The sequence below is a fragment of the Pseudomonas sp. CLCA07 genome (genome assembly GCF_053615335.1).
In genome coordinates this window covers 5,812,321-5,836,782 of record NZ_CM132131.1, presented here as the reverse complement: position 1 = coordinate 5,836,782, position 24,462 = coordinate 5,812,321, and the positions used below count along the sequence as shown (strand labels likewise).

Below are 24,462 nucleotides of genomic sequence, written 5' to 3'. Positions count from 1 at the left end.
ATGAATCACCAACAGCAGCGACCCAGCCTCCTATCAATACTCGTGATCGAGCAGCCAATTGGAATAATGCGTGAGTCCTTTTTCAAGCGACCATTGCGCTCGATAGCCCAGCTCCCGCTCGGCGGCACTTAGATCCCATTCCCCATGGCGATCGAGATGCCAATAACCATCGCCAACTTCGATGCGCGCATCAGGAATAATTTTCCTGATGATTTCAACGGCTTGATGCAGCGTCCAAGAGCGATCACCGGCAATGTTGAATACACCGCCTTTCAGATCTCTGGTTTCGGCCGCCATCAGTACCGCACGCACTACGTCTTCCACATGAATATAGTGGAACCGATGATCTCCGCCGGAAGGCAAGGTAAATGCTTCACCACGATGGACGGTTTTAAGGATATCCCTGAGAACTTGCGGCATCTTGTTTTCAGGACCATACACTTCGGCAATTCGCAGTGAAATGACTTCCATGCCATAAAGGTCATTGTAGACTCGGCCAAAGTGCTCGGTGGCAATCTTGGTTACACCATAGGGTGTCGTTGGGTAAGTCGGTGTTTGTTCATTAATCACACCCTCGAAATGCCCATACACCGTTTCCGAAGAGAAGTTTACTAACTTTTTGATTCCCGCCAATCGCATTGCCTCAAGCAAATGGATTGTGCCATCGATATTCGCCGTCACCGTCGTAATGGGCAGATCTATGGACAAGTCGGGATGTGACATGGCCGCCGTGTGAATGACACGATCAACTCCATATTCCTGGATAGTTCTGACAATCCTGGGTATATCGAATAACTCCCCCTGTACAGGGGGCATGAATTCAGACTTGGCTTCGGAGTAGTCACGATTGTAACTAATCACCTTGATGCCTTGCTCGCTGAGTCTTTTCGTCAGGTACCTGCCCACATAGCCTAAACCACCGGTAATCATTACAGCGCTCATTTTGTATCCTTCTTGTTATTAGCAGAATAAGAGCCACTTACTTGACTGGGAAATTCATGACTCAGTGAAGTTAAACTTCGAGATACCCGACTAGATCGCAGCGCCGCCATTGGGGCTAATGATCTGTCCAACCATATAGTCACCGGCGGGTCCGGCCAGGGCTTCGACCATGGCCGCGATTTCATCCGGTTTGCCAAAGCGCTTCAATGGAAGGGCCGCGCGGGTCTCATCGTTGTATTCGATGGTGTCGTTGATCAGCATGTCTGTTTCAATCGGCCCCGGCGCCACCGAGTTGACTAATACACCTCGGGGGGCAACTTCCTTGGCAACCGCTTTGGTCAGCGCGATCACCCCGCCCTTGGAGGCGCAATACGCGGCGTAGGTCGGAAATCCAATCAACCCCAGCTCGGAGCTGATGTTGATAATCCGCCCCTGACCGCGTGCCAGCATGCCCGGCAACACGGCCTGCATGCAGGCCCAGGTCCCGCCGAGATTGGTACTGATCATCTGCTCCCACTGCGCCCAGGTCGTTTGCTCTACTGTCGCCGAAACCAGTCTCCCGGCATTGTTGACCAGAATATCGACCCTTCCGTAGCGACTCTCCGCTTCGCGGATGATTGCGGCAGCGGCTTCGGGATTACTGATATCCGCTTGAACGGTGATCCCATCGCCACCGTTGTCTTCGGCAATACGTAGCACGGGGTCCAGTTGGTCCTTGGTGTCGAAGTAATTGAGTACCAAATGGTCGCCACTTGCAGCAAAACGCTTGGCGATTGCCAGCCCTATACCCTTTCCAGCCCCAGTAATAACGACAACACGTCTCATAAGTTCACCCATGCTTTTTAAATGAACGCCGCGCGTGGAAATCAGGACTCTTGCGCTTTGGAAAGCACGGGTTTCCTGGAGACACGCGATTGCCATACCAGAATCAGCGCGCCAGACAGGATCGTCAGCGCGCCAAGGTACCAGGCCATGTATTGATCCTCTGGTGAAACCGGATTAGCGCCGGCGGTATAACCGATGTATCCGAGAACGAGAATGGCGAGAGCCGCAGGGATCGACAGTGCCAACGCGATGCCGAAACGCTGACGTCGGAAAGTCATGACAATAAAGGCTGCGATAGCGGCCATGTAGGACATCACCAGCGTGATGGTCACGACATCGTAGTACCAGACAATCTTATCCAGCGGTTTCCACCAGAGCAGTGAAATAGCGAAAGCCGAGACGATAACGCTGGCGAGCCACGGCGACTTTGTTTTGTTAACGGCGCAAAGCGCTGCTGGCAGATGCCCTTCTTCACTCATTCGATAGAGCGTACGCGCCGCCGCACTCGAAGAGATTTGCAAACCGGCACATGCCGAAGTAATCACGACGAACAATGCAATCCAGGCCATCGCCGGTGGCAAGTAGACGTTCGCGACCGCTGCGATCGGCCCACCGTTGCCGTCCTCAATAATTGCCGCCAATTTCTCCACCGGCACTGCATACTGCCAGCCGATAGCCGCGAGGGTGTAAATAACAAAGGCGGAAGTCAGAACGAGCAACATGGAGCGTTGCACGGTTCGAACGGGAATACGCGACTCCTCGATGTAGTTGATCGCAGAATCGAAGTTGGCGAGCATCCATACTCCGAACAGCACCCCTGGCCCGATTGCTGACCAGCCACCCGAGCCTTCCAGCGTATACATGGACATAACCGACAAATCGGGAACCTGAGGGTTGATGATGCCCATCAACCCGAGCCCGGCAACAACACTGATCTCGAAAATCAGAAAGATGCTGGCGATTTTGGCGGTGGCATTGACGCCCTTGCAGGAAATGGCCAGGAAGATCAGAACCATACCCGTCCCGATCAATTTGGCGTTAAGCGGACCCGCCAGTGCCGGGATCAGCGCCTGGATATATTCGGTTCCGATGATTGCGCACATGGCCATCACTGCCGTGCAGGCAACAGCGTACGCCCAGCCGAGAATGGTCCCGACGCTGGTATGGAGAAACCGCGACGTGAAGGTAAACACTCCGCCTGCCGACGGTGCTTGTCGAGTGAGGGAGATCATGCAGAAAGCCATGACCAACATTGGAAAGAAGTACGCAATTAAAATGGCCAGCGGAGCATGGTGGCCCGATATTGAGTAAAGAATCGACATCGAAGAGGCTGCAATCCAGCCTGGGGCATTAAAACCAAGCGCTGAAAACGTCACATCCCTGGTGGTTAGAGTCCCCTTGTTTAGCGCCGTATCAAGTTCACGAACAGTTCCGTCACGGTCATAACCGATGAGTTCATAGAAGTTCATTTTTCAGGCTCTGATTAATAGCTATAGAAGATTTGTAGCGTCAAACCGTCTGAGTCGATTTGAACGCCGCTTTTATTATTCAACTAAGCAAAATGCAGATACTCAAAACCCGAACAAGCCAGACACCAATAGCTTATTCAGATTTGATTTACAGCTTTCTTGTTTTTATCGCCCTCCAGGAAAACCCTCCAGCCGAGAATGATTTTTTCAGCCGCCAGCAGTCACTTCAACTGCATAGCTACGTGCGTAACCCGTTGTGATGCTTAAACCTCTGAGTGGGGGGGGGGCAGTATAGAAACAGCAAAAAAATAACTACCATCAGAGATTTCCGATGTTTAAATCTGAATGAGCGAAGTAAGTCCTTGTCAGAATTGGCCTGCTCACATGAGAGTCGGAGAAAAGAACGCCACCACAGCCAAGATGAACACGCACATCCCGGATGAGGTGGCAGATAACGGGCCAACCGCTTACTTCGTTGTATCGAGAACAAGCCTGCCCCGTAAATGACGACTCATGCTTTTCTCGATCGCCCCTTTCGCATCAGCCAAGGGGTATACCTCGACATCGACCGTGAGGTGTCCCTTGTCGAACAGTTCAGCAATGATAGCGAGCTGCCGGCCATCCGAGCGGGTAGCAAAATTTGCGGGGATCACACCATAGTCATTTGCCAGCGACATGTTCGGCAGGCTCACAGGCGATACCAAAACGCCGTTTCTTTTCAGTACCGCAAACGAACGGATTTGTGTGTCGCCGCCAACCAGATCCAGTACGACATCGACGTCAGACACCCACTCATCAAATGCCTGAGTCGTATAGTCGAGGGTGTAATCAGCACCGAGGTCTTTCAGATAGGCATGATTCTGTGCGGAGGCCGTTGCGTAGACTTCAGCGCCAAAGTATTTGGCAATCTGCACAGCCATGCTGCCTACGCCACCGGCCGCGGCGTGGATCAATACTTTCTGGCGCCGTTGCACACTTGCATGTTCAGTGAGCGCTTGCCACGCCGTCAAAGCGGTTGCGGGCACAGCACTGGCCTGGAGTGCACTGAGCGTACGAGGCTTCAAGGCCAGTTTTGAAACCTGGGCAACCGCTTTGGTCGCATAACCACCGACGATATTGATGAAGCCGAACACTTCATCGCCGATGCTGAACTCAGTGACGCCCTTCCCCAGCGCGACAACGGTACCGGCCACTTCAACCCCGGGTGTAAAAGGCAGCGGCAGTGGGATGAATGCTTTCATCGCCCCGGAAAGGATCTTCCAGTCAATCGGGTTGACCCCTGCTCCGGCGACATCGATCAGAACCTCACCTTCACCGGGCACCGGGTCCGCCATTTCATCCAGGCGTAACACTTCAGGGTTGCCGTATTCGTACACACGTATGGCTTTCATGGAGACCTCGACTATTGAAAGGACGGGAGACAAACACTGCGCTGCGAGGGAACCGGCCTTCGCAGCGCGAGGTATCAACGACGACGAGCGTCGAGGCTGAAACGACCGGCACCGAAGGCCACGACTTGTAACAGGCCACCGGCCATCGCTATGTTCTTGAAGAAGTGGATGAACTGGTTTTGATCGGCCAGTGCGCTATGGAAAGCCAAGGCGGTAAACACACTGAACAGCGCCAGGACGGCGGCCACGGTGCGGGTGCGGTAACCAGCGATCAGAGCCAGGCCACCACCGATTTCAACAATGATCGCCAGCGCCAGCGCCAACTGGGGAAATGGAAGCCCGACGGAGCTGATGTAACCGACCATCATGGCGGGAGCGGCGAGCTTCGAAAATCCGGAGAGGATGAAGATGGCGCTGAGCAGAATGCGACCGATCAACGAGGCCGAGGCCTGTGTCACGTTGGAATGGCTATGTTCAGAGGTGGATAATTGAGCGATGTTTGCAGAAGTAGTCATGGGGACATTTCCTTCAATTGGGTGCGATTCGACATGAACCGCCCTAGTGAAGAAATCCTGCGCCTCGTCAGCTAATCTGAATAGCTGGCTAATTTAGATCATTAGATTCGATAAAATAGGCAAGATATCCACAGACCTTCCATCTGCCAGCTCCATTCCATCTCGACCAGCGGCTTGTAGATGAACCGCTCTGCGACCCGCCACTCTGCGGGCTAATCTTGGCCATTACGTTCGAGGAAACAGGCATGATCTCTGACCCCGGAACACCAACACTGGACCAACTGCGTGTGTTTCTGACGGTCGTGGAGGTCGGCAGTTTTGCAGCGGCCGCCAGAAAACTGCATCGGGCCACCTCGGTCGTCAGCTACTCAATCGCCAACCTGGAAATGCAGCTCGGTGTATTGCTGTTTGATCGCCAGACAACACGCAAACCCCAACTTACCGATGCGGGGCGCACCGTGCTGGTCGAAGCCAGAACAATCGCCAACGGTATCCATGGACTGCGCGCCAAGGTCAAAGGCCTGCTGCAAGGGCTCGAAGCCGAAGTTCACGTCGTGCTCGATGTGATGCTTCCCGCCGAACGTGTGGTGGACGCCCTCAAATCCTTTCGAGAAGAATTCCCCACGGTCGCACTCCACCTGCACATGGAAGCGCTTGGCGCTGTCACTGATCTGGTGATCAACCGCGGCGCGATAGTCGGCGTGAGTGGGCCAATGAATGAGGGAATCAGCGGTATCGAAAGAATTGGCGTCGGCAGTGTCGAATTGATTCCGGTGGCAGCCCCGAATCATCCACTGGCTTCAAGCGACTCTAATGTTCCGGGTGCCGGGCGAGAGTCCACTCAACTGGTGCTGTCTGACCGCTCACTTCTGACCAAGGACAAGGACTTCGCCGTTCTCAGTAACCGCACCTGGCGGCTAGCGGACCTTGGGGCCAAGCACATGCTGCTGCGTGAAGGCATTGGCTGGGGGAACATGCCAGCCCCTATGATCCAGGAAGATCTGGACAGCGGCCGACTCGTGAAGCTGAACCTGCCGGAATACAAAAGCGGAAAATATCCCTTCGACGTCATCTATCGCACGGATTTACCACCGGGCCCCGCCGCGAGGTGGTTGATTGACCGTTTCGTTCAACAAAACTCGGCGCAGGCGGCATCCGCTTGATCGTACTGCTTATCGAATTTCTAGAACCTGCGTTGCGGCGTACCGCAGTTTCTGGTTGATATCTGACGCAACGATGACGCCGTACACGTTGTTCTCGCCCGCAAGATGCTCTTTCACCCAGCCCATATAACGAAGGATTTGGCCCAGTGTCGCGTCTGGCCCACGGCCGACTTCAGACCAAGCTGACCATCAGCTTGCGCTGGATGGAAAATCCACGTCATAGCGCCGGGTGTTGTTTGGATGGATCTAAATGATTCCATAATGCTGGCGACTCTCGATATTGGTCAGCGTAGACGCCTACCCACCGAAAAAACCCCACCTCTAACGCTGTGTACGTAGGTAGCTATTTGTTGACGAAAGTCTGAAGTATTCATTTGAACTTTCAGATTCTTTCACGCCGCAGCCTATGCCTAACATCGGCACCACAGCGAACCCGCCACGGCATCGCTGGGTGGGATCAGGTTGCGCCCAGAGATTTTTGAGGATCACCGATGAAGCTGGAAATTTTTCGCACGCTGTGGGGTTACACCGCCAGCAAGGCCCAGGCGCTCGAGGAGCTGCTGCAGGCGGGCTTTGATGGCATGGAAGCACGCCTGCCTCTGGACGCCCGTGAACGGGCTGAGTTCGGCGCTTTCCTCCAGGCCAATCGCCTGGGCTATATCAGCACAGTCTTCACCGCGTACGACGTGCTGCCAGACCAGTCGGCAACACCTGCCGTTCACCTCAATGACCTGGAGCAGAAACTCGCCTGGGCCGCCGAACTTGGCCCGCGCTTCGTCAACGTGCTGGCGGGTAATGATCGCTGGTCCCTGCCACAACAAGTGGAGTTCTTTGGTCACGCGCTGGAACTGGCGCGCAAACACGGCCAGGTCTGCAGTTTCGAAACCCACCGCTCGCGGTCGCTGTTCAACCCGTGGGTGACGCTGGAGTTGATCCGGCAGCTGCCCGATCTGTTGTTCACCAGTGACATCAGCCATTGGGTCGTGACCTGCGAGCGTCTATTGAACGACCCGGCCGATGACCTGAGCGCCTTCATCGAGCGAGTTCACCATATCCAGGCCCGGGTCGGTTACGACCAAGGCCCGCAGGTTCCGCACCCGGCGGCTCCCGAATATGCAAAAGAACTGGCCTTCCATCAGCAGCACTGGGAAAGCATTTGGCGCTCGCAGCAAGCCCGCGGTTACCAGGTCAGCACCCTGACCCCGGAATTCGGCGCTGACGGCTACCTGCATCATTTGCCCTTCACCAATGTACCCGTTGCCGACCTGTGGTCATTGAACGTGTGGATGGGTCAGACCGAGCGCAAACACTTCGACCGTTTTAGCCACTCAAGCAATCCTTAGGGAGCCGATGCGTCATGCCTGACAATAAAAATAACAGCGCCAGCACTGACACACACAAAGCCAATTTCAACAGCATCCCGGTAGTTAACATCGCCGGTCTGTTCAGCTTTGAGCTGGAACACCGCCTGGCCGTGGCCGAACAGTTGGGGCGCGCTGCCAGCGAGGTCGGGTTCCTCTATATCACCGATCACGGTATCGACCCGCAGCTGATCGCCAATCTGCGCAAAGCTGCCAAGGACTATTTCGACCAACCCCTCGACACCAAGATGCGGCACTACATCGGCACTTCGCAAACCCACAAAGGCTTTGTACCCGAAGGCGAAGAGGTCTATTCCAAAGGCAAGCCGGACCACAAGGAGGCCTTCGACGTCGGCTTCGAAGTACCGGCCGATGACCCGCTGGTGCTGGCCAACACCCCATTGCTGGGGCCCAACGACTGGCCGCAGTTGCCAGGTTTCAAGGCGTCGGTTCAGGCCTACTATGAAGCGATCTTCGCCTTGGGCCAGCGCCTGTTCGGCGGCTTTGCCCTGACCCTGGGCCTGGAAGAAAACTATTTCGACAGCCTGGTCACCCGTCCGCCGTCCAAGCTGCGCCTGATCCACTACCCCTTCGACGGTGCCGCCCATGACGCACCAGGTCTTGGCGCCCATACTGATTACGAGTGCTTCACCATCCTCTTGGCCGACAAACCAGGCCTTGAGGTCATGAACAATCTTGGCCAATGGATCGATGCACCACCGATTGCCGATGCCTTTGTGGTGAACATCGGTGACATGCTGGAAGTGATGACAGCAGGCGCATTCGTTGCCACTGCACACCGGGTTCGCAGCGTGAGCGAGGAGCGTTATTCCTTTCCACTGTTTTATGCCTGCGACTACCACACCCAGATCAAACCGCTTCCCGGGTTCGCCCAGGCAAGTAAGGACTACGAAGAAATCACGATCGGCGAACACATGTATGGCCAGGCACTGCAGACCTATCAGTATCTGCGCCAGAGGGTAGCCAAAGGGGAAGTTCAACTGCCAGGCAAGGCACGCAAGCCCGCCAGTTTCGGACATTTGAAAAATCAGGCTCAACCGTCCTGATTGAAGTTTTCAGCTACACCCTTACCTACGCCGGAGTCAGTAAAAAATGAAAAACAATAAAAAGAACCTGTTGAGCTTGGCTGTATTGGCAGCCGGTATGCTCGGTGCCTCGGTGAGCATGGCCGCGGCAGACACGTTCAAGGTCGGCATGGAAATCACTTACCCTCCTTTCGAGTCCTATGACAAGGACAAAAACGTGGTGGGCTCGGACCCCGAGATGGCAGCGGCACTGGCCAAGCACATGAACACCAAGGTGGAATTCGTCGACACCAAGTTCCCGAGCCTGATCCTGGGCCTTAACTCCGGCAAGTACGACGCGGTCATTTCCGGCATGTACATCACACCGGAACGCCAGACTCAAGCTCAGACCATCGCCTATGCCAACACCGGTGCCGCAGTCATGGTGCCCAAGGGCAGCGAGATCAATGCGAAAACACCTGAAGACCTGTGTGGTTTGAAACTGGGTCTGGAACAGGGCACTACCTGGGTCAAGGAATTCAGGAAATTATCCGACGAATATTGCGTGCCGAACAACAAAGGCGCCATCACCGTCAGCGAGTACCCCTCGGCGCCTGAAGTAACCCAGGCTCTGCTGTCCAAGAACATTCAGGCCCAGGTTGAAATCGCCGGCGCCGCAAAATTGATCGCGGAAAAGACCAACGGCCGGGTAGTCATCACCACCGATCACCCGATCTATCAGCAAACCTTGGGCATCTTCGTCAAGAAAGGTAACGAAGAAACCTTCCAGGCGGTGCAAAAGGCCTTCGAGGAGACCAAGAAGAGTGGTGAGTACGCCGCTATTCTTAAGAAATACGCCTTGGAAGAACCGACTGCCAACTAAGAACGTGTCCTTGTAGTTTGGTCATCTGCCTCCCCTGCATCGGGGCGGCAGATTGAGGTGCCCTATGCAATTCGATTGGTCGTATTTTTTCTCCCTGTTCTCCCTGCCAGACTTCTGGAACGCCTGCGTCACGGTGGTCCAGCTCAGTGCCCTGGCCTGGTTCATCGGCATGCTGCTGGGTTTTGTTCTGGCCACGGCCAAGCTGTCCCAGTCGCCTTTGCTGCGTATTCCCGCAGCGGTCTACATTTGGTTCTTCCGCAGCATCCCGTTGCTGGTGCTGGTGGTCTTCGTCTACAACTTGCCGCAATTGTTTCCCGGCAGTGGACCGATACTGTCCAACCCCTTCTACTCTGGCTTGCTGGCCCTGGTGGTCACCGAAGCGGCGTACATGGCGGAAATCCACCGTGGTGGTCTGATCTCCGTGGCCAAGGGCCAAAAAGAAGCCGGGCGCGCGCTGGGTGTTGGCCTGTTCGGCATGCAACGCTTGATCGTGATTCCCCAAGCTTTCCGTATCTCGCTGCCCACGTTGATCAATGAATACATCACCGTGGTCAAACTGACCTCGCTGGTGTCGGTGATCTCCCTGACGGAAATTCTCACCGTCGGCCAGCGCCTCTATGCCACCAACTTCCTGGTCATGGAAACCCTGGCGGCGGTAGGCGTCTACTACGTGTTGATCGTCACCGTGTTTGGCTACTTCCTGCAGCGTCTGGAGCGCTACCTGGACCTGAACTTCCGCAAGCCGCACACACTCGATGACGCCGCCGTGGCCAAGTTCAAGGCCTGCGCCGAAGCCTTGCCAGACAGTGCGCGTAAAGCAGCGGGCAACAACGCGACGCCGATCCTGCAACTGAAGAACATCCAGAAGAGCTATGGCACGCACAAAGTGCTGCTGGGTATCGACCTGAATGTCGAATACGGCCAGGTGGTCTCGATCATTGGCCCATCCGGTTCCGGCAAGACGTCGCTGATCCGCACGGTCAACGGCCTGGAAACCATCGATACCGGCGACATTCTGTTGTTCGGCGAAAAATTCATCGAAGCGTCGGACAAACCCGATAGCTCCCGGTTGCGCAAGGGCGTGCGGCACATTGGCATGGTGTTCCAGAACTTCAACCTGTTCCCGCACCGCACCATTCTCGACAACGTCACCCTGGCACCGCGTTACCACGGCCAGCCGGGCGAGCTGAGTGAACATCGTGCTTATGCGCTGCTGGACAAAGTCGGCCTGCTGGCCCACGCCCACAAGTACCCGCATCAACTCTCCGGCGGGCAGCAACAGCGCGTGGCGATCGCGCGGGCTCTGGCGATGGAGCCGCAGATCATGCTGTTCGACGAGCCGACCTCCGCCCTCGACCCGGAACTGGTCAACGACGTGCTGAATGTAATCCGCGACCTGGCCAAGGAAGGCATGACCATGCTGATCGTGACCCACGAAATGGACTTCGCCATGTCGATCTCCGACCGGGTGATTTTCATGGAGAACGGTAATATTCAACTCGATGCCGCACCTGAAACCATACGATGCGATGCCGAAGGCGAGAGAGTGCGGCGCTTTATGGGAATCGAAGCGCCATCGCCAAACCGGTCTACAACGGTGGATCTTGTATGAATAGGCAACGACTTTTTTTGAGCTTCCTTCTTTCAGGGAAACACGCATGAATCTTGGAATCGCAGGACGCTGGGCGCTGGTATGCGCCGCCAGCAAAGGTCTGGGCAAAGCCTGCGCACAGGCACTGGTCCACGAAGGCGTGAACGTGGTGATCACTGCACGGGGCGAACAGACGCTGAATGAAACAGCCCGTCAACTCAGAGCGATAAATCCTGAAGTGACTGTCATCGCCGTAGCCGGAGACATTTCGACGCCTGAGGGTCGGGCGGCAGCGCTCATGGCCCATGAGCATTTCGATATTTTGATCAACAACGCTGGAGGCCCGCCCCCCGGGGATTTCCGCGAATGGAATCGCGACGCCTGGCTCAAGGCGCTGGATGCCAACATGCTTACCCCTATCGAGCTGATCAAGGCAACCGTAGACGGCATGGCGACACGTGGATTTGGCCGAATAATCAACATCACGTCGAGTGCCGTGAAGTCCCCTATCGAAAGCCTGGGTCTGTCCAATGGTGCGCGCAGTGGTCTGACGGGGTTCATCGCCGGGCTTGCCCGGCAAGAAAACATTGCCAGTCGTAATGTGACAATCAACAACCTGCAACCGGGCTCCTTCGATACCGATCGACTGCGTGACAACCTGGTCGCAGCTGCCCAAGAGTCGGGGCAAGACAGTGAGGTATTCCTCGACGAATGCCGTCACGAAATTCCTGCCAAACGCTTCGGCTCACCCGAGGAGTTCGGTGCGCTGTGTGCCTTCGTTTGCAGCAGCCATGCGGGCTACCTGACCGGGCAGAACTTGTTGATTGACGGAGGGGCCATTCGCTCCAGCCAATAATGACGGCTGGAGCGAATGGAGCGGATGGCATGGATGTTTTCGCCATTCGCTCCGCACCTCTCAAGAACAGGCCCTCCAACAAACCCGACGATTTATCGAATTTTTACGCGAGCAACTTCAGGCTACCTAAGGCTGATCAGTAGTGTTTTACGTGGACGGCCCTTTGAGCTCGACCTGATTGCCATCCGGATCAAAGCAATAAAGCGACAAGCCATAGCCTTCGGCGCCGAAGCGTGTGGCCGCTTTCTCAGGCGCCAGACCGAACGACTGCAAGTGGCTGATGAGTGCCGCTTCGTCGAAGGGCTCGATGCGCAGGCAGACATGATCGAGATTACGCCCCTCTTGCCCGGCGGCGGCACCGCCCTTGCGCCCGAGTTCACCGTCCAGGCTGACGAGGTCGATCATGGAGGTCCCGGCACGCAGATGCACCAGCCCCAGATTGTCTTGGCGCTTGACCAGTTCAGCGCCGAACACCTGCGCGTAGAACGTGATGCTTCGCTCCAGATCCTGGACGCGCAGCACGATGTGATCGATGTGTTGAATCGTAAACGGTTGCATGAAATCACTTCCTGTTTGGCTGCCTGATCAGTAACCCGATCACTGTAGTCCAGGGCCACAAAAATTCATTGTCGATTTTCCGGTGGAGACACCGCCCACAGGGTTTTATGCTCAGCCCATGAACATACAGACCGCTTTACTGCCGCCCCACGCCGAAATGGTTCGCGCCATGCTCGAACGCGACACCGCCTACGAGGGGGTTTTCTTCACGGCCGTGAAAACCACCGGGATTTTTTGCCGCCCCGGCTGTACGGCGCGCTCGCCAAAACCAGAGAACGTCGAGTTCTTTGCGCACGCCGATGAATGCCTGGCAGCGGGTTATCGCGCGTGTCTGCGCTGCAAGCCGCTGGACGCTGCGGCCATCGCGCCCGACTGGGTGCAGGCGCTGCTGAAGTCGGTGAACGCCGATCCCGAGCAGCGCTGGACCGACACCCAGTTGCTGGCCGAGGGCATCGAGCCGTTGAAACTGCGGCGCTGGTTCAAGCAGCATTTGGGCATGACCTTTCACGCCTGGCTGCGCACCCGCCGCCTCGGCATGGCTCTCGGTGGGATCAAACAGGGCGATTCCATCGACAGCGCGGCATTCGACTCGGGATATGAATCCCTCAGCGGTTTCCGTGACGCCTTTCAAAAGTCGTTCCACATCACCCCGGGCCGAGCCGCGCAGAGTGAGCCGTTGCTCTTCACCCGGCTGACCACGCCACTGGGGCCGATGATCGCCATGGCCGAGCGCCGTGGACTGGTGCTGCTGGAATTCCTCGACCGCCCGGCGTTGACCCGCGAAGTCGAAGAACTGCAAAACCGATATGGCTACGCGGTCGCGCCAGGGCACAACGCGCATCTACAACAGATCGAGGTGGAACTGGCGCAGTATTTCGCCGGCAAACTCACCGAGTTCACCGTCGCGCTGCACCTGCCTGGCAGTGAATTCGCCCGACAGGTCTGGGGTGAATTGGCGAAGATCCCGTACGGCAAGACCAGCACCTACGGGAGCATCGCCAGGCTTTTGGGCAAACCCGGTGCCAGCCGGGCGGTGGGCCTGGCCAACGGGCACAACCGGCTTTCCATCGTGGTGCCCTGCCATCGGGTGATCGGAGCGGATGGCTCGCTGACCGGCTATGGTGGAGGACAACCGCGCAAGGCGTATCTGCTCCGGCTGGAAAACGCAGCGATGCAGGTCAACCAACCACTCGCGTTCTGATTGCCTCAACTGTCATCAGGAAGGACATTCGATGGACACACTATTCCACCAACTGCACCAAGAAGGCTTGTTGATCCTCACCAACGTCGCGGATGCCACCGGGGCCCGTATCGTCCAGCAACTGGGCTGCAAAGCCGTCGCCACCAGCAGTGCGGCGGTGGCCTGGGCTCATGGTTATGCAGACGGCAATGCCCTGCCCCTCGAACGTCTGGTATCCACCGTCGAGTCCATCACCCGCGTGATTTCAGTGCCGTTGACGGTGGACGTCGAGGCCGGTTATTCCGATGACTTGATGCGGGTTGCCGAAGTGATTGGCGCGGTGATCGCCGCCGGGGCAGTCGGGATCAATATCGAGGACGGCGCGTCCCCGCCCGAATTGCTGGCGCGCAAGATCGAAGTGGCCCGCAAGGTTGCTGATCAGCGCAATGTGAAACTGTTCATCAATGCTCGCACCGATGTGTACCTCAAGGGGTTGGTGCCGGCCGAAGACCGCGTCGCCGAAACACTCAAGCGCGCCGCTCTGTATCAAGCGGCGGGTGCCGACGGGCTGTTTGCCGCGGGCGTCTCGGCGGAGTATGAAATCGCCGCGCTGTGCCAAGGCACGACGTTGCCGGTGAATGTGCTGGGGCTGCCGGGGTTGCCATCGCTTGAAGCATTGAAAGCACTGGGCGTTCGGCGTTTGAGTGCCGGTTCGGGCATCGCCGAGTTTTTGTATGGCGCCATGGCCGGGCTGACCAAGAGCTTTCTGGAGACCGGCAAACTCGATAGCAGCCACCTCAAGGCTTTTACTTACGGTGAAGTGAATGCCCTGCTGAAACCGAGCGGAAACGCTTGATCGCCATGCCCGATCCCTATCTGCCGGCGACCCGGTTTTTAGCGTCCCTCGACGCAGACTGGGCGCGCCACATCGCGGCCATCGGCCCATGCCTGCACCAACCCCATGCGGCTCGCGATCCGTATGAGTCGCTGGTGCGGGCGATTGCCTATCAGCAACTGCACGCCAAGGCCGGGGATGCGATTGTCGGCCGGTTGCTGGCCCTGTTTCCATCGGTGGCATTCCCCCGGCCGGAACAGATACTGGCGACTGAGTTTGATCAACTGCGCAGTTGCGGGTTTTCGGCGGGCAAGATCGCGACCATTCAGGCGATTGCCCAAGCAACGCTGGACGGCGTGGTACCGGAATATGCGACGGCGTTGGCGATGGAGGATGAGGCGTTGATCGAGCGCTTGATCACCTTGCGCGGGGTTGGGCGCTGGACGGTTGAGATGTTGCTGATTTACAGCCTCGAACGGCCGGATATTCTGCCGGCCGATGATTTTGGCGTGCGTGAAGGGTATCGGCGGCTGAAGGGGCTGGAGGTGCAGCCGACGCGTAAGCAGATGGTAGAGATCGGGTTGACGTGGAGCCCGTATCGGACGGTGGCGGCGTGGTATTTGTGGCGGGTGCCCACCCGGTAGACCGCGTTATCGTTCATCGCGGGCAAGCCCAGCTCCTACAGAGAATTTGCGGACACTGGAGATCAACTGTAGGAGCCGGGCTTGCCCGCGAAGGGGCCAGCAAAATCACCATATTACTCAAGGCCATTCACAACCCCGATTTCAACCGGCTAAATGCCCGAATCAACGCCCGGTTAAACACCTTCCCATTGTCATTCTTGCTATACAGCGATTCCCTCACCTGCGCCGACGGATACGTCCCCGGGTCATTGCGAATCGCCGGATCAATCAAGCCATCCGCCGCTGTAATGGCGTTGGCGTAGTGAATGGTGTCAGTGATCGGCGCGATCACTTCAGGCGTCATCAGATAATCCATCAACGCCAGCCCCGCCTCGGGGTGCGGCGCATCTTTGGGAATGACCATGGCGTCAAACCAGATCAAGGTGCCTTCCTTGGGTATCCGGTAGTTCAACGTGAACGGTTTCTTCGCCGCCTCGGCCTGCCCCGCAGCGATCGCCACGTTGCCGTTCCACGACATCGCCACGCAGGTGTTGCCGTTGGCCAGGTCGCTTATGTTCAAGTCATTGTCGAAGTAGCGGATGTACGGGCGGATCTTCGCCAATTGCTGCTCGGCCAGCTTCAGGTCATCGAGGTTCTGGCGGTTGATGTCCAGGCCCATGTACTTCATAACCGCCGCAAACACCTCGTTGGGATCGTTGAGCAGGCTGACCCCGCAACCGGCAAATTTCGACACCACGGCGGGGTCGAACAGCATCGCCCAACTGTCCCGGGGCGCGTCGGGTAAGCGCTGCTTCACCGCCTCTTCCTGATAGCCGACGCCGGTGGTGCCCCAAGCATAGATGCCGGCGTAGCGATTGCCCGGATCGAACACCGCCATGTGCTGACGAAACTCCTCCCCGACGCCAGCAAAGTGCGGCAGCTGTTTGGCGTCCAGAGTCTGGATCGCGCCACTCTGGATCGCTCGTGACAGGTGTTGCCCGGCCGTCAATACCAGGTCATAGCCACTACGACCGGTCAACAATTTGGTCTCGACGGTTTCCAGTGAATCAAAGTGATCGGCGACCACATGAATGCCGGTCTTCTTCTCGAAATCAGTCAGCGTATCCGGCGCCAGGTACTCGCCCCAGATGTACAGGTTGACCACCGGTTTGGCGGTGTCGGCGGCCTGCACATACAGGGGTGCAAGCACCAGCAATAACGCTTGAGTCAGTTTGTGCAGGCCCATATTCAAACTCCCTTTTTGTTGCTGGCAGGCGCCGCGTATTGCGGCATGGTGATGCAAGCAACGTTGCCACCACCAAGGAGGATCTCCCGGGAGTTTTCAATGCCGACGATTTTGTGCTGCGGGAACAGCTCGGCGAGGGTCGCCATGGCGGCCTGATCGTTGCGGTCACCGAACAACGGCACCACGATCGATGTGTTGCCGGCGTAGTAGTTGATGTACGACGCGCAGATTTGCGTCCCGGCCTGACGCGTATGCGTGCTGTCTTGCTGATCCAGGCCTTCGGCTTCTTCGGCGGTCCACTCCAGCACGTCCGGTTGCGGCAGTTTGTGCACGATCAGCTCGCGCCCACGGCTGTCGCGGGTGCTGCGCAGGATGTCGTAGGCCTCCTGATAGATTTCCCACTGCGGGTCATCGCGGTTGTCGGTCCATTGCAGCACCACTTCGCCGGGACGCACGAAACAGGCGAGGTCATCGACGTGACCGTCGGTTTCGTCGAATTTGCAGCCCCGAGGTAGCCAGATGATTTGCTCGGCGCCGAGGTAATCGGTCAGCCGTCGCGTGACTTCATCCTTGCCCAAATGCTGGTTGCGATTGCGGTTGAGCAGGCATTGCTCAGTGGTGAGGATGCTGCCTTCACCGTCACTCTGGATCCCGCCCAGCTCGGCGATCAGCGGCGCACGGTAACGGTCGAAGCGTTCGATTTCGAGGACCTTGCTGGCGATCTGATCGTCCTTGTCCCACGGGTAGTACAAACCACCGTCGAGACCGCCGTAAGCGTTGAATTCGAAGTCGACACCGCGCACTTCACCGCTGTTGTCATTCACCACGAAGCACGGGCCGCTGTCGCGGAACCAGGTGTCGTTGCAGGTCATTTCCACCACACGCACTTGCGGCGGCAACTGGCGGCGGGCCGTGGCAAACTGCGCGGCAGAGGCGCAAACGGTGACCGGTTCGCTGTGCGAGATCGCAGTGACAATTTGCACCCAGACTTTCTGCGCCGGCTTGGCGCCATTGCGCCAGACGTCGGTACGCTCCGGCCAGCCGAGCCAGCAACCGGACTTGGTTTCAAATTCGCCGGGCAAACGGAAACCGTCTTGCTTGGGGGTGGAGTCGAGCAAACGTGCCATGGTCAAACCTCATCAGCAGGGATTGGAATGACCACAGGCTAAGGTCGCTGGCGCGTTGCTCGCCAACGATGATTATTTCGGAACAGTTGAATTCAACTCATCAATCAATCAACTGATCGTTGAACCATTCCAGCATCTGCGCCACCGCCGGACGCTCTAGCCGCACTCGTTCGCACACCAGCGCGTATTGCCCGAGGGCGGTCATGCTGGAGGTGAACGGCCGGACCAGACGACCGCTGAGCAAATCTTCCTGTGCTGTCAGGTTATCGCCCATCGCCACGCCCTGCCCTTGGGCTGCCGCTTCCAGCGCGAGGCCGGCGTGAGCGAAATACAGTTGTCGCTCGGGGCGTTGGTCACCGGCATGACTGGTCAGCCAGGCAGTCCAGGTCTTGCCGTCCTGGTCATCGTGCAGCAGGCAATGGCGTGCCAGATCCCTGGGCGCTTTGAGTGTGCCCTGATTGAACAGGCCGGGGCTGCACACCGGAAAGAACTGCAATGCCGGTAATGGCCTGACGAAGTACGCGCTACTGTCCACCGGACCGGTGCCGTAGGTGATCGCCAAGTCGATGTCTTCCCCCGGCGCCGTTGCATCGATCGGTTGTTCGTACAGGTGCAAGGTGATGTGCGGATAGCGCGCGTAGAAATCCGTAAGACGGCTCATCAACCACTTTTGAGCCAGTTCGGCGGTAACAGCCAGACGCAACACCGCGAGCGATGACGGATCGCGCAGCTCATCGCAGGCATCGCCGATCAGTTCAAAAGCCTGCTGCAAACTTTGTATCAGCCGCCCGGCAGCCATGGTCGGGCGAATCTGCCGGCCTTCGCGGATGAACAGCGAAACGCCCAAGTGTTCTTCGAGTTGGCGGATTTGGTGGCTGACAGCGCTGTCGGTGACACACAACTCAGCGGCAGCCCGGCCGAAGTGCGCGTGGCGGGCGGCGCATTCGAAGGTTCGCAGTGCTGCCAGTGAAGGTAGTCGTCGCATGAGTCAGCCCCGGTGGTGAAGGCGCCCATGCTGCCTTGGCCACTAGCGGGCGTCCAGCAGGACCGCGTCATCGTTCATCGTCGGAACGCCGCCCGGACCAAGCCCGGCTCCCACATTGGTTTTGTGAATGCCACAAATCTCCTGTAGGAGCCGGGCTTGCCCGCGAAGGGGCCCATTCGGCTGCTGAAAGTCTATGCTTGGCGGATAAAACTCAATACTCGCAAGAGGCGACCATGCATCTAGAAGGTTCCTGCCACTGCGGCGCCGTGTCATTCAGCCTGAACAGTGCCCACCCCTACCCTTATCAACGTTGCTACTGCTCGATCTGTCGCAAGACACAGGGCGGTGGCGGTTATGCGATCAATCTCGGCGGCGATGCCGGGAGCCTCAAGGTACGCGGTCGCAAGCACATCGCGATTTACCATGCACGGCTCAAGGATGAAGGCGATAAACGGGCGCACAGCAGCAGCGCCGAACGGCATTTCTGCTCCCTTTGTGGTACGGGACTGTGGCTGTTCAGCCCTGAATGGCCGGAACTGATCCACCCGTTTGCGTCCACCATCGACACCCCGTTACCGGTGCCGCCAGAGCACACGCACTTGATGCTCGGCTCAAAAGCGCCTTGGGTGGAGGTCGAGGCGCATTCCGGCGATCAGCAGTTCGAGGTCTATCCCGAAGAGTCCATCGCCGATTGGCACGAACGCCTCGGCTTGAGCCGCTAAACCATTTCAAATTGGTGGTGTTGCTGATGGCCCCTTCGCGAGCAGGCTCGCTCCCACAGGGGAACGCATTCCTAATGTGGGAGCGAGCCTGCTCGCGAAGGTTTCACGTTTTGAACACTTGTCGCAGAAAAAGCATCAGGCCGCAGCGGGCACGCCACTGTGGAAACGGAATTCCACGTCCGGCGACTCGATCAGCTCCTGCTCTGCCGTGCGGACCTTATCGATAACTTGGGCGATGTCCTTGGCGTCCCCGTACTGGTAAGCCAGTTTCAAGTAACCCTGGAAATGCCGGGCCTCGCTTTTCAGCAATCCGAAGTAGAACTTGCCCAGTTCTTCATCCAGATGCGGCACCAGCGCCTCGAAACGCTCGCAGCTGCGGGCCTCGATAAAAGCGCCCACCACCAGCGTATCCACCAGTTTCACCGGTTCATGGCTGCGTACCACTTTGCGCAGGCCCGAGGCGTAGCGACCGGCGGACAATTGGCGCAGCTCGATCTTGCGCTTTTTCATCAGGCGCATGACTTGTTCATGGTGCACCAGTTCTTCCCGGGCCAGGCGCGACATCAGGTTGATCAGGTCGACATGGGAGTGATACTTGGCAATCAGGCTCAGCGCCGTGCTGGCCGCTTTGAATTCGCAGTTCTTGTGGTCGATCAGCAACGTTTCCTGATCGGCCAGTGCGGCCTGCACCCAGCCGTCAGGGGTACGGCAGCCGAGGAACTCGTGAATTTCGGGAAGGATCATGGGGCTCACGGATAAAGGGTTCAAAAACGAAGGGCGCCGATTATACCGGCCTGTCGGCAGACCACCAGTCGCCAACCGTTGATATGCATCAAGTACCTGGTTGGCGAGCAGCAACTATAGTTGTGCTTCCTTCAGTACACCGCTCTGGTACGCAGCCTTAAGAATCGATCATGGCGAAAATACCCCCAATAGTTCTGCGCCACACCCTCAGTGCAGAGGCAGACGGGCGGCCGGTAGTTGGTGTGCCACAACTAATTACGTATCTCTTCTTTACCTCCCGAATTAGCAACTATCCTAGCGCCAACGGCCACCAACCAAGGCCATCAGTACAGACCCGCGCTGAGGAAGTCGTCATGAGCAAAGCTAGAAACGAATCGAACATCGCCAAAACTGTCGACGTTTTCCTGCACCCCGATGACTTGATGCGTGCGCTCGGCGTCAGTCGCAACACGCTGGACAATTGGGTGGCCGCTGGACACTTTCCGGCACCAGTTCAGCTGGGTATTACGCGCTCTACCGGGCGTCACGGCCGCGTTGCGTGGCTCAAGTCTGAGGTGGACGCGTGGATTCTTGCGCGGGCCGCAGCGCCACGCCCATCGCAGCCGTTGGCTGCTTTTGGCGGTGCCAGTCAGCCCGCGTAATCAGACTTAAGTCACTGGCGGGGGCAAGAAAAAGCCCCGATGAGTTTACGGCTCGCCAGGGCTTAAAGGAGTACTTAGTGTGAAACAGTATAACACTCCCCCGCCTGAAAATCAGCCGGCCAAACCCGATGTGCTCGCTGATGTGCAAGCGGCTGCTGAACGCCGCAAGCAGGAAGAGCATGAGCGGCGCCTACGCATAAAAGCGGAGCTGCGCCGTGCCCACGAGAGCGCCAGCTTACTCGGCGACAGCGCACTACCGTCTGGCAAATCGAAGACACCCACTGCCACGGTGTCGCTGTCAGTGCCGACCAGTGTGCTGACCACCGCTGCCGCCAACGGAGTGGTGCCGCCCGTGATCCATGACTTCGGCAAGGGTGCAGCTTCGATACTTCAAACGGAGCAGACCGGCACGTTTATCCCTTTCACCCCCGAGGGAGCGCTGAACTTCGAGCCGCAAACCCCATTCGACAGGCTGAGGGACAAGCCAACGCCCTGCCCCGCGTCCATCGAGCTCCTGAAGGGGGTATCGGCGGCGTTTGTAATGCTCACCGCTGGCGGGCAGACCTGCGCCTACCATATCGCCAGCGGTGACGTGCTATCCCGCGAAGGCTTCAAGCAACACTGCGCCGCACACTACGGCGTAGTGGCCCTGGAGTGGAAAACCGCTGACAGTAAGGACGCACCGGCTGCCCGGATGGAAAAGCCGGCACCTTTGGGCGATTACTGGTGGGACCACGCGTCGCAGGGTCGCCGCGTGGTTCGTCGCATCGTCATGGAGCCGACCAGCAAGAGCGCCGCCCAAGACGCGATGGACAACCCCGAGGTGTTCAACCTGTGGCACGTCCGCAAGCTCTCGATGGCTGTACCTGACGGACACTCCACCGCCAATGACATCGCGATCATCGTCAACCACGTGATGTACCTGAGCGGCGGCGACGTGGTGGGCGTGACCTACTTCCTGTGCTGGCTGGCACATCTATACCTGCACCCGGAAGACAAGATCCCAACGGCGATCTGCCTATATTCGAAGAATGGGCGCGTCGGGAAAAACATGCTCGGCAAGCTGATCGCCAAGGTGTTCGGCAAATCGCTGGTAGCCGGATGCACTGGCAAGCGTTTCCAGAGCAATTTCATGGACGCCATTGAGCACAAACGCATTCTGTTCATCAACGAGTTGGCCCGGTCTGAAAAGGCCGATGGGTACGAAGACTTCAAAAGTCAGATATCAGAAGAAGATACCCAGTTCGAGGGTAAGGGTCGTGCCTCCAAGGAAATAAAGAACATCACGCACTACGTCATCACCACGAACAATGCGGATGCGTTGCCGCTGATGGAGGGCGACGGCCGCGTTCTGGTGCTGCGCTGCTTGGCCGACCGCCAACCGGATGCCTACTACAAGGAGTTGGGGGACTGGATTGATGGACCCGGAGCGCCTGCGCTGGCAAACGTGTTGGCTAACTGGGAATTTCCTCGAGGCTGGGATTACCACGCCCCTGTACCGCAAACCGCCGCCGTCAAGGCGATGCAGAGAGCGGCACGCGGCGATCTGGTATGCACGCTCGAAGCACTGATGCAGGAAGGCGTGCAACCCTTCGACAAGGACTGCGGTCGCGTGGTGAACATGACGCTCCAACTGGACACGGCCTGCGGCGCAGCCCTACGCGGGATCAAGGTGAACCACCGCACGCTCCCCGCTGCACTCGAACGGCTGGGTGCGGTACAGCTCGGCTCAGGCACTGCGTCAAAGGACAACGCGTGGTTCTGGCGGAACCAAGACTACTGGAGGGGTAAAACGGCCAAGGAACTCATCGCCTACATTCACGACGGCACCAAGCCCGACGACTACCCGAAAACTGAAGGTGAAAATCATGAGTAGTGTTTCCGGAACCGCTGCGCCACTGCCCGTTCCATTTTCGCTGACCATCCACCCGGTGAGTCAACGCGTGGCTGATAGAGAAAACACCACCCAGCGCAGCGACGAGCTCGCCAGACAGCGCACCGCAAAGCGCAAGGCGCAGCACGAAGTCGAAATGCTGGCCCTCGAGTGGAGCAAGATCATGCTCGAAAAGCACATCAATGCGGCACTGGACCCGGCGACCGATCCCGCCCTGGCGGCGAAGCTGCGCAATGATGTAATCAACCGTGGCATTGGTCGCGTGAAGGATCAGGAAGGCGATGAGGACGCCAAGAAGAAAGGTACCGGTGCTGTTGAGCTGCTGGAAATCCTGGCAGCGATATCGGCCACTGCGGCAGCGATTCCGCCCACACATCGCATCGAGCGTGACGTTGGCAGCAGTCGTTCAGATGACGACTTGCAACAGCTGCTCGACGATATCGAGAACGATGACGCGGAGATAGATGACGACTGACTGAGGGGCGCGATGGACAGCGTGATGGCGAATCGGTAGTTTCTTGCCACCAGCGATCACGGCTCGCGCCACTACACCAAGGATTCCAAGGATGCAGGACTTCAACTCAGACCAACACGTCGAAGAATGGATGGAAAAGAACGGCGGGGTCGACGGCCTTCGTAGAGCTATCGCACGTGGTACGTTTGGTGGGCAGAACAAGTCCCTCTCTGAGGCTTGGCTGCATATGCACGACCAAAAGCAATCAGAGCAACGAACTGCCGACGATCGCTCACTGCTGGAGCGGTCCGTCAGTGCCGCAGAGCGGTCGGCACGGTCGGCGCAACTCTCCGCACGCTGGGCACTGCTGGCGTTTCTCGTCGCACTGGTCGTCGCAGCAGTCACTGTTTTCGAGTCTGCGTCGGGCCAATAGGGTGACGCATGAAGTAAGCAGCCTCTACAACACACTACCGGGGACACACATGCTCAAAGGCAAAGTCGCAGTGCTTATGGCACTCCTGTTCAGCGTTACCGCGTGCTCTACCAGTGGCACATCGGTACTGATCGGCGAACACGGGGCATTCCCTCCCACGGACCCGACCGCAATACCGCTTCTACTCGAGCCGCCACAGAAACAGCACACGATCATCGCTCTTGTTGAAGGCGTCGCAGCGACAGACGATTACTTCACAAAAGCGAAGACAGAAGCGGCGGCGGTCACTGCGATGAAAGAGGAAGCGGCAAGAATCGGCGCCAACGCGATTGTCCTCACCAGTAAGGGCAGTCAGCCCTATGGCCAGTTCTCTGTTGGAAACAGCACGGCGTCGGCGTACGGCTCACCCTACAACGTCAGCGCATATGCCACTACGGTGAGCTCTTCCATAGGCTGGGAGAAAATAACATTCAGTGGCACGGCGATCAGGTACACGGAACAGGCTAAGTAAACAGGCAATAGAAAGGGCGCTCTCCATGGGCGCCCTTGTCGTCTGTGCTGCACAGTCATTTGCCTTTCTTCCCGCTCTTTCCGGGCTCGCCCTTGGGCAGTCGGTCCGGGTTGCTCTGTGGGAAATATTCAGCCGGCTTCAACGGTTTCTTGGTTTCGCCATCGCGTTTGTCGATCATTTCATCACCTCATCGTCGGCGCCGGAGTGGCACCGTACATCGTCTTCGTCTTCGTCAGTCACAGCTGGCAACGAGTGCCCAAACAACTCAGCGCGAAGCGCCTGGGCTACGTCGCGCACCGCAGGCTTGTCGACCGCCGCCCACAGCCCCACCCGCACACCGCGAAGCAACAACCGCCGCCGCTGCTTCGCGGCCTCGTCACCGACCATCTCGGCGTCAAGCTGAAATCCGCGTAGCAGGTCTTCCACGGCTTGCGCCATGGTCATTGGCCGCTTGCGGGTTTTGTAATTGCTCGTTGCGCCCATGGCAC

Annotated in this window: 27 protein-coding genes; 15 read left to right on the top strand and 12 right to left on the bottom strand. The window is 57.8% G+C overall.

Annotated elements, in window-relative coordinates:
• Positions 1-33: 33 nt before the first annotated feature.
• The 5 genes from ACWGZX_RS26870 to ACWGZX_RS26850 form a co-directional block, all read right to left on the bottom strand.
• Positions 34-942 (bottom strand): NAD-dependent epimerase/dehydratase family protein, encoded by a 909-nt coding sequence (locus tag ACWGZX_RS26870; RefSeq protein WP_452626187.1) that lies wholly within the window; start codon positions 940-942, stop codon positions 34-36.
• Between the two features lie 90 nt (positions 943-1,032).
• The gene (locus tag ACWGZX_RS26865; RefSeq protein ID WP_452626186.1) at positions 1,033-1,767 is read right to left on the bottom strand and encodes an SDR family NAD(P)-dependent oxidoreductase; all 735 of its coding nucleotides are present in this window, start codon (positions 1,765-1,767) and stop codon (positions 1,033-1,035) included.
• Between the two features lie 41 nt (positions 1,768-1,808).
• Positions 1,809-3,236: an APC family permease gene (locus ACWGZX_RS26860; protein ID WP_452626185.1), complete on the bottom strand. Its 1,428-nt coding sequence runs from the start codon at positions 3,234-3,236 to the stop codon at positions 1,809-1,811.
• A 467-nt stretch (positions 3,237-3,703) separates the two neighbouring features.
• Positions 3,704-4,627 (bottom strand): NADP-dependent oxidoreductase, encoded by a 924-nt coding sequence (locus tag ACWGZX_RS26855; RefSeq protein ID WP_452626184.1) that lies wholly within the window; start codon positions 4,625-4,627, stop codon positions 3,704-3,706.
• Positions 4,628-4,701: 74 nt separating this feature from the next.
• Positions 4,702-5,142: a DoxX family protein gene (locus tag ACWGZX_RS26850; protein WP_452626183.1), complete on the bottom strand. Its 441-nt coding sequence runs from the start codon at positions 5,140-5,142 to the stop codon at positions 4,702-4,704.
• 245 nt (positions 5,143-5,387) lie between these two features.
• Here ACWGZX_RS26850 and ACWGZX_RS26845 point away from each other — a divergent pair, with 245 nt between their 5' ends.
• From ACWGZX_RS26845 to ACWGZX_RS26820, 6 genes are all read left to right on the top strand, one after another.
• Positions 5,388-6,305, top strand: a complete 918-nt coding sequence (locus ACWGZX_RS26845) for a LysR family transcriptional regulator (protein WP_452626182.1) — start codon at positions 5,388-5,390, stop codon at positions 6,303-6,305.
• 491 nt (positions 6,306-6,796) lie between these two features.
• Positions 6,797-7,648: a sugar phosphate isomerase/epimerase family protein gene (locus ACWGZX_RS26840; protein ID WP_452626181.1), complete on the top strand. Its 852-nt coding sequence runs from the start codon at positions 6,797-6,799 to the stop codon at positions 7,646-7,648.
• 14 nt (positions 7,649-7,662) lie between these two features.
• On the top strand, positions 7,663-8,733 hold the full coding sequence (locus tag ACWGZX_RS26835; RefSeq protein ID WP_452626180.1) for an isopenicillin N synthase family dioxygenase: 1,071 nt from the start codon (positions 7,663-7,665) through the stop codon (positions 8,731-8,733).
• Positions 8,734-8,779: 46 nt separating this feature from the next.
• Positions 8,780-9,574: an ABC transporter substrate-binding protein gene (locus tag ACWGZX_RS26830; RefSeq protein WP_452626179.1), complete on the top strand. Its 795-nt coding sequence runs from the start codon at positions 8,780-8,782 to the stop codon at positions 9,572-9,574.
• A gap of 64 nt (positions 9,575-9,638) precedes the next feature.
• Positions 9,639-11,186 (top strand): amino acid ABC transporter permease/ATP-binding protein, encoded by a 1,548-nt coding sequence (locus ACWGZX_RS26825; protein ID WP_452626178.1) that lies wholly within the window; start codon positions 9,639-9,641, stop codon positions 11,184-11,186.
• A 46-nt stretch (positions 11,187-11,232) separates the two neighbouring features.
• Positions 11,233-12,021, top strand: coding sequence for an SDR family oxidoreductase (locus tag ACWGZX_RS26820; RefSeq protein WP_452626177.1), 789 nt, complete (start codon positions 11,233-11,235; stop codon positions 12,019-12,021).
• Positions 12,022-12,168: 147 nt separating this feature from the next.
• On the opposite strand, the gene ACWGZX_RS26815 is transcribed toward ACWGZX_RS26820, so the two are convergent.
• Positions 12,169-12,579: a VOC family protein gene (locus ACWGZX_RS26815; RefSeq protein ID WP_223520928.1), complete on the bottom strand. Its 411-nt coding sequence runs from the start codon at positions 12,577-12,579 to the stop codon at positions 12,169-12,171.
• A 118-nt stretch (positions 12,580-12,697) separates the two neighbouring features.
• On the opposite strand from ACWGZX_RS26815, the gene ACWGZX_RS26810 reads away from it, so the two are divergent.
• Genes ACWGZX_RS26810 through ACWGZX_RS26800 form a run of 3 tightly spaced genes read left to right on the top strand, consistent with a single transcriptional unit; the run spans position 12,698 to position 15,238 of the window.
• Positions 12,698-13,780, top strand: coding sequence for a bifunctional transcriptional activator/DNA repair enzyme AdaA (locus ACWGZX_RS26810; protein ID WP_452626176.1), 1,083 nt, complete (start codon positions 12,698-12,700; stop codon positions 13,778-13,780).
• Between the two features lie 31 nt (positions 13,781-13,811).
• Positions 13,812-14,615: an isocitrate lyase/PEP mutase family protein gene (locus ACWGZX_RS26805; protein ID WP_452626175.1), complete on the top strand. Its 804-nt coding sequence runs from the start codon at positions 13,812-13,814 to the stop codon at positions 14,613-14,615.
• Between the two features lie 5 nt (positions 14,616-14,620).
• Positions 14,621-15,238, top strand: coding sequence for a DNA-3-methyladenine glycosylase family protein (locus tag ACWGZX_RS26800; protein ID WP_452626174.1), 618 nt, complete (start codon positions 14,621-14,623; stop codon positions 15,236-15,238).
• A 127-nt stretch (positions 15,239-15,365) separates the two neighbouring features.
• Here ACWGZX_RS26800 and ACWGZX_RS26795 read toward each other — a convergent pair whose 3' ends face one another.
• The 3 genes from ACWGZX_RS26795 to ACWGZX_RS26785 all read right to left on the bottom strand — a co-directional run bounded on the left by ACWGZX_RS26795 (position 15,366) and on the right by ACWGZX_RS26785 (position 18,575).
• On the bottom strand, positions 15,366-16,463 hold the full coding sequence (locus ACWGZX_RS26795; protein WP_452626173.1) for an extracellular solute-binding protein: 1,098 nt from the start codon (positions 16,461-16,463) through the stop codon (positions 15,366-15,368).
• 2 nt (positions 16,464-16,465) lie between these two features.
• Positions 16,466-17,590 carry an agmatine deiminase gene (gene aguA / locus ACWGZX_RS26790; RefSeq protein ID WP_452626172.1) on the bottom strand — a complete coding sequence of 375 codons (1,125 nt, stop codon included), beginning with the start codon at positions 17,588-17,590 and terminating at the stop codon, positions 16,466-16,468.
• A 100-nt stretch (positions 17,591-17,690) separates the two neighbouring features.
• On the bottom strand, positions 17,691-18,575 hold the full coding sequence (locus ACWGZX_RS26785; RefSeq protein ID WP_452626171.1) for a LysR substrate-binding domain-containing protein: 885 nt from the start codon (positions 18,573-18,575) through the stop codon (positions 17,691-17,693).
• A gap of 233 nt (positions 18,576-18,808) precedes the next feature.
• Here ACWGZX_RS26785 and ACWGZX_RS26780 point away from each other — a divergent pair, with 233 nt between their 5' ends.
• A complete protein-coding gene (locus tag ACWGZX_RS26780; protein WP_452626170.1) occupies positions 18,809-19,297 on the top strand; it encodes a GFA family protein in 489 nt (162 codons plus the stop codon).
• A 135-nt stretch (positions 19,298-19,432) separates the two neighbouring features.
• On the opposite strand, the gene miaE is transcribed toward ACWGZX_RS26780, so the two are convergent.
• Positions 19,433-20,041 (bottom strand): tRNA isopentenyl-2-thiomethyl-A-37 hydroxylase MiaE, encoded by a 609-nt coding sequence (gene miaE, locus ACWGZX_RS26775; protein WP_452626169.1) that lies wholly within the window; start codon positions 20,039-20,041, stop codon positions 19,433-19,435.
• Positions 20,042-20,394: 353 nt separating this feature from the next.
• On the opposite strand from miaE, the gene ACWGZX_RS26770 reads away from it, so the two are divergent.
• The 5 genes from ACWGZX_RS26770 to ACWGZX_RS26750 all read left to right on the top strand — a co-directional run bounded on the left by ACWGZX_RS26770 (position 20,395) and on the right by ACWGZX_RS26750 (position 23,974).
• On the top strand, positions 20,395-20,682 hold the full coding sequence (locus tag ACWGZX_RS26770) for a helix-turn-helix transcriptional regulator (RefSeq protein WP_452626168.1): 288 nt from the start codon (positions 20,395-20,397) through the stop codon (positions 20,680-20,682).
• A gap of 79 nt (positions 20,683-20,761) precedes the next feature.
• The gene (locus tag ACWGZX_RS26765) at positions 20,762-22,558 is read left to right on the top strand and encodes a primase-helicase family protein (RefSeq protein ID WP_452626167.1); all 1,797 of its coding nucleotides are present in this window, start codon (positions 20,762-20,764) and stop codon (positions 22,556-22,558) included.
• Positions 22,551-23,051 (top strand): hypothetical protein, encoded by a 501-nt coding sequence (locus ACWGZX_RS26760; RefSeq protein WP_452626166.1) that lies wholly within the window; start codon positions 22,551-22,553, stop codon positions 23,049-23,051. Before ACWGZX_RS26765 ends, ACWGZX_RS26760 begins: the two co-directional genes overlap by 8 nt.
• Positions 23,052-23,142: 91 nt before the next feature.
• A complete protein-coding gene (locus tag ACWGZX_RS26755; RefSeq protein WP_452626165.1) occupies positions 23,143-23,463 on the top strand; it encodes a hypothetical protein in 321 nt (106 codons plus the stop codon).
• Between the two features lie 49 nt (positions 23,464-23,512).
• The gene (locus ACWGZX_RS26750; protein ID WP_452626164.1) at positions 23,513-23,974 is read left to right on the top strand and encodes a hypothetical protein; all 462 of its coding nucleotides are present in this window, start codon (positions 23,513-23,515) and stop codon (positions 23,972-23,974) included.
• Positions 23,975-24,029: 55 nt separating this feature from the next.
• Here ACWGZX_RS26750 and ACWGZX_RS26745 read toward each other — a convergent pair whose 3' ends face one another.
• Both ACWGZX_RS26745 and ACWGZX_RS26740 read right to left on the bottom strand, forming a co-directional pair.
• Positions 24,030-24,152, bottom strand: coding sequence for a hypothetical protein (locus tag ACWGZX_RS26745; protein ID WP_452626163.1), 123 nt, complete (start codon positions 24,150-24,152; stop codon positions 24,030-24,032).
• Positions 24,149-24,457, bottom strand: coding sequence for a hypothetical protein (locus ACWGZX_RS26740; RefSeq protein ID WP_452626162.1), 309 nt, complete (start codon positions 24,455-24,457; stop codon positions 24,149-24,151). Before ACWGZX_RS26740 ends, ACWGZX_RS26745 begins: the two co-directional genes overlap by 4 nt.
• Between the last annotated feature and the right edge of the window lie 5 nt (positions 24,458-24,462).

What these genes read in the sequence shown, in the direction of transcription:
- ACWGZX_RS26870 (WP_452626187.1), bottom strand. Translation starts at nt 942, where the DNA reads ATGAGCGCTGTAATGATTACCGGTGGTTTAGGCTATGTGGGCAGGTAC.
- ACWGZX_RS26865 (WP_452626186.1), bottom strand. Translation starts at nt 1,767, where the DNA reads ATGAGACGTGTTGTCGTTATTACTGGGGCTGGAAAGGGTATAGGGCTG.
- ACWGZX_RS26860 (WP_452626185.1), bottom strand. Translation starts at nt 3,236, where the DNA reads ATGAACTTCTATGAACTCATCGGTTATGACCGTGACGGAACTGTTCGT.
- ACWGZX_RS26855 (WP_452626184.1), bottom strand. Translation starts at nt 4,627, where the DNA reads ATGAAAGCCATACGTGTGTACGAATACGGCAACCCTGAAGTGTTACGC.
- ACWGZX_RS26850 (WP_452626183.1), bottom strand. Translation starts at nt 5,142, where the DNA reads ATGACTACTTCTGCAAACATCGCTCAATTATCCACCTCTGAACATAGC.
- ACWGZX_RS26845 (WP_452626182.1), top strand. Translation starts at nt 5,388, where the DNA reads ATGATCTCTGACCCCGGAACACCAACACTGGACCAACTGCGTGTGTTT.
- ACWGZX_RS26840 (WP_452626181.1), top strand. Translation starts at nt 6,797, where the DNA reads ATGAAGCTGGAAATTTTTCGCACGCTGTGGGGTTACACCGCCAGCAAG.
- ACWGZX_RS26835 (WP_452626180.1), top strand. Translation starts at nt 7,663, where the DNA reads ATGCCTGACAATAAAAATAACAGCGCCAGCACTGACACACACAAAGCC.
- ACWGZX_RS26830 (WP_452626179.1), top strand. Translation starts at nt 8,780, where the DNA reads ATGAAAAACAATAAAAAGAACCTGTTGAGCTTGGCTGTATTGGCAGCC.
- ACWGZX_RS26825 (WP_452626178.1), top strand. Translation starts at nt 9,639, where the DNA reads ATGCAATTCGATTGGTCGTATTTTTTCTCCCTGTTCTCCCTGCCAGAC.
- ACWGZX_RS26820 (WP_452626177.1), top strand. Translation starts at nt 11,233, where the DNA reads ATGAATCTTGGAATCGCAGGACGCTGGGCGCTGGTATGCGCCGCCAGC.
- ACWGZX_RS26815 (WP_223520928.1), bottom strand. Translation starts at nt 12,579, where the DNA reads ATGCAACCGTTTACGATTCAACACATCGATCACATCGTGCTGCGCGTC.
- ACWGZX_RS26810 (WP_452626176.1), top strand. Translation starts at nt 12,698, where the DNA reads ATGAACATACAGACCGCTTTACTGCCGCCCCACGCCGAAATGGTTCGC.
- ACWGZX_RS26805 (WP_452626175.1), top strand. Translation starts at nt 13,812, where the DNA reads ATGGACACACTATTCCACCAACTGCACCAAGAAGGCTTGTTGATCCTC.
- ACWGZX_RS26800 (WP_452626174.1), top strand. Translation starts at nt 14,621, where the DNA reads ATGCCCGATCCCTATCTGCCGGCGACCCGGTTTTTAGCGTCCCTCGAC.
- ACWGZX_RS26795 (WP_452626173.1), bottom strand. Translation starts at nt 16,463, where the DNA reads ATGGGCCTGCACAAACTGACTCAAGCGTTATTGCTGGTGCTTGCACCC.
- aguA (WP_452626172.1), bottom strand. Translation starts at nt 17,590, where the DNA reads ATGGCACGTTTGCTCGACTCCACCCCCAAGCAAGACGGTTTCCGTTTG.
- ACWGZX_RS26785 (WP_452626171.1), bottom strand. Translation starts at nt 18,575, where the DNA reads ATGCGACGACTACCTTCACTGGCAGCACTGCGAACCTTCGAATGCGCC.
- ACWGZX_RS26780 (WP_452626170.1), top strand. Translation starts at nt 18,809, where the DNA reads ATGCATCTAGAAGGTTCCTGCCACTGCGGCGCCGTGTCATTCAGCCTG.
- miaE (WP_452626169.1), bottom strand. Translation starts at nt 20,041, where the DNA reads ATGATCCTTCCCGAAATTCACGAGTTCCTCGGCTGCCGTACCCCTGAC.
- ACWGZX_RS26770 (WP_452626168.1), top strand. Translation starts at nt 20,395, where the DNA reads ATGAGCAAAGCTAGAAACGAATCGAACATCGCCAAAACTGTCGACGTT.
- ACWGZX_RS26760 (WP_452626166.1), top strand. Translation starts at nt 22,551, where the DNA reads ATGAGTAGTGTTTCCGGAACCGCTGCGCCACTGCCCGTTCCATTTTCG.
- ACWGZX_RS26755 (WP_452626165.1), top strand. Translation starts at nt 23,143, where the DNA reads ATGCAGGACTTCAACTCAGACCAACACGTCGAAGAATGGATGGAAAAG.
- ACWGZX_RS26750 (WP_452626164.1), top strand. Translation starts at nt 23,513, where the DNA reads ATGCTCAAAGGCAAAGTCGCAGTGCTTATGGCACTCCTGTTCAGCGTT.
- ACWGZX_RS26745 (WP_452626163.1), bottom strand. Translation starts at nt 24,152, where the DNA reads ATGATCGACAAACGCGATGGCGAAACCAAGAAACCGTTGAAGCCGGCT.
- ACWGZX_RS26740 (WP_452626162.1), bottom strand. Translation starts at nt 24,457, where the DNA reads ATGGGCGCAACGAGCAATTACAAAACCCGCAAGCGGCCAATGACCATG.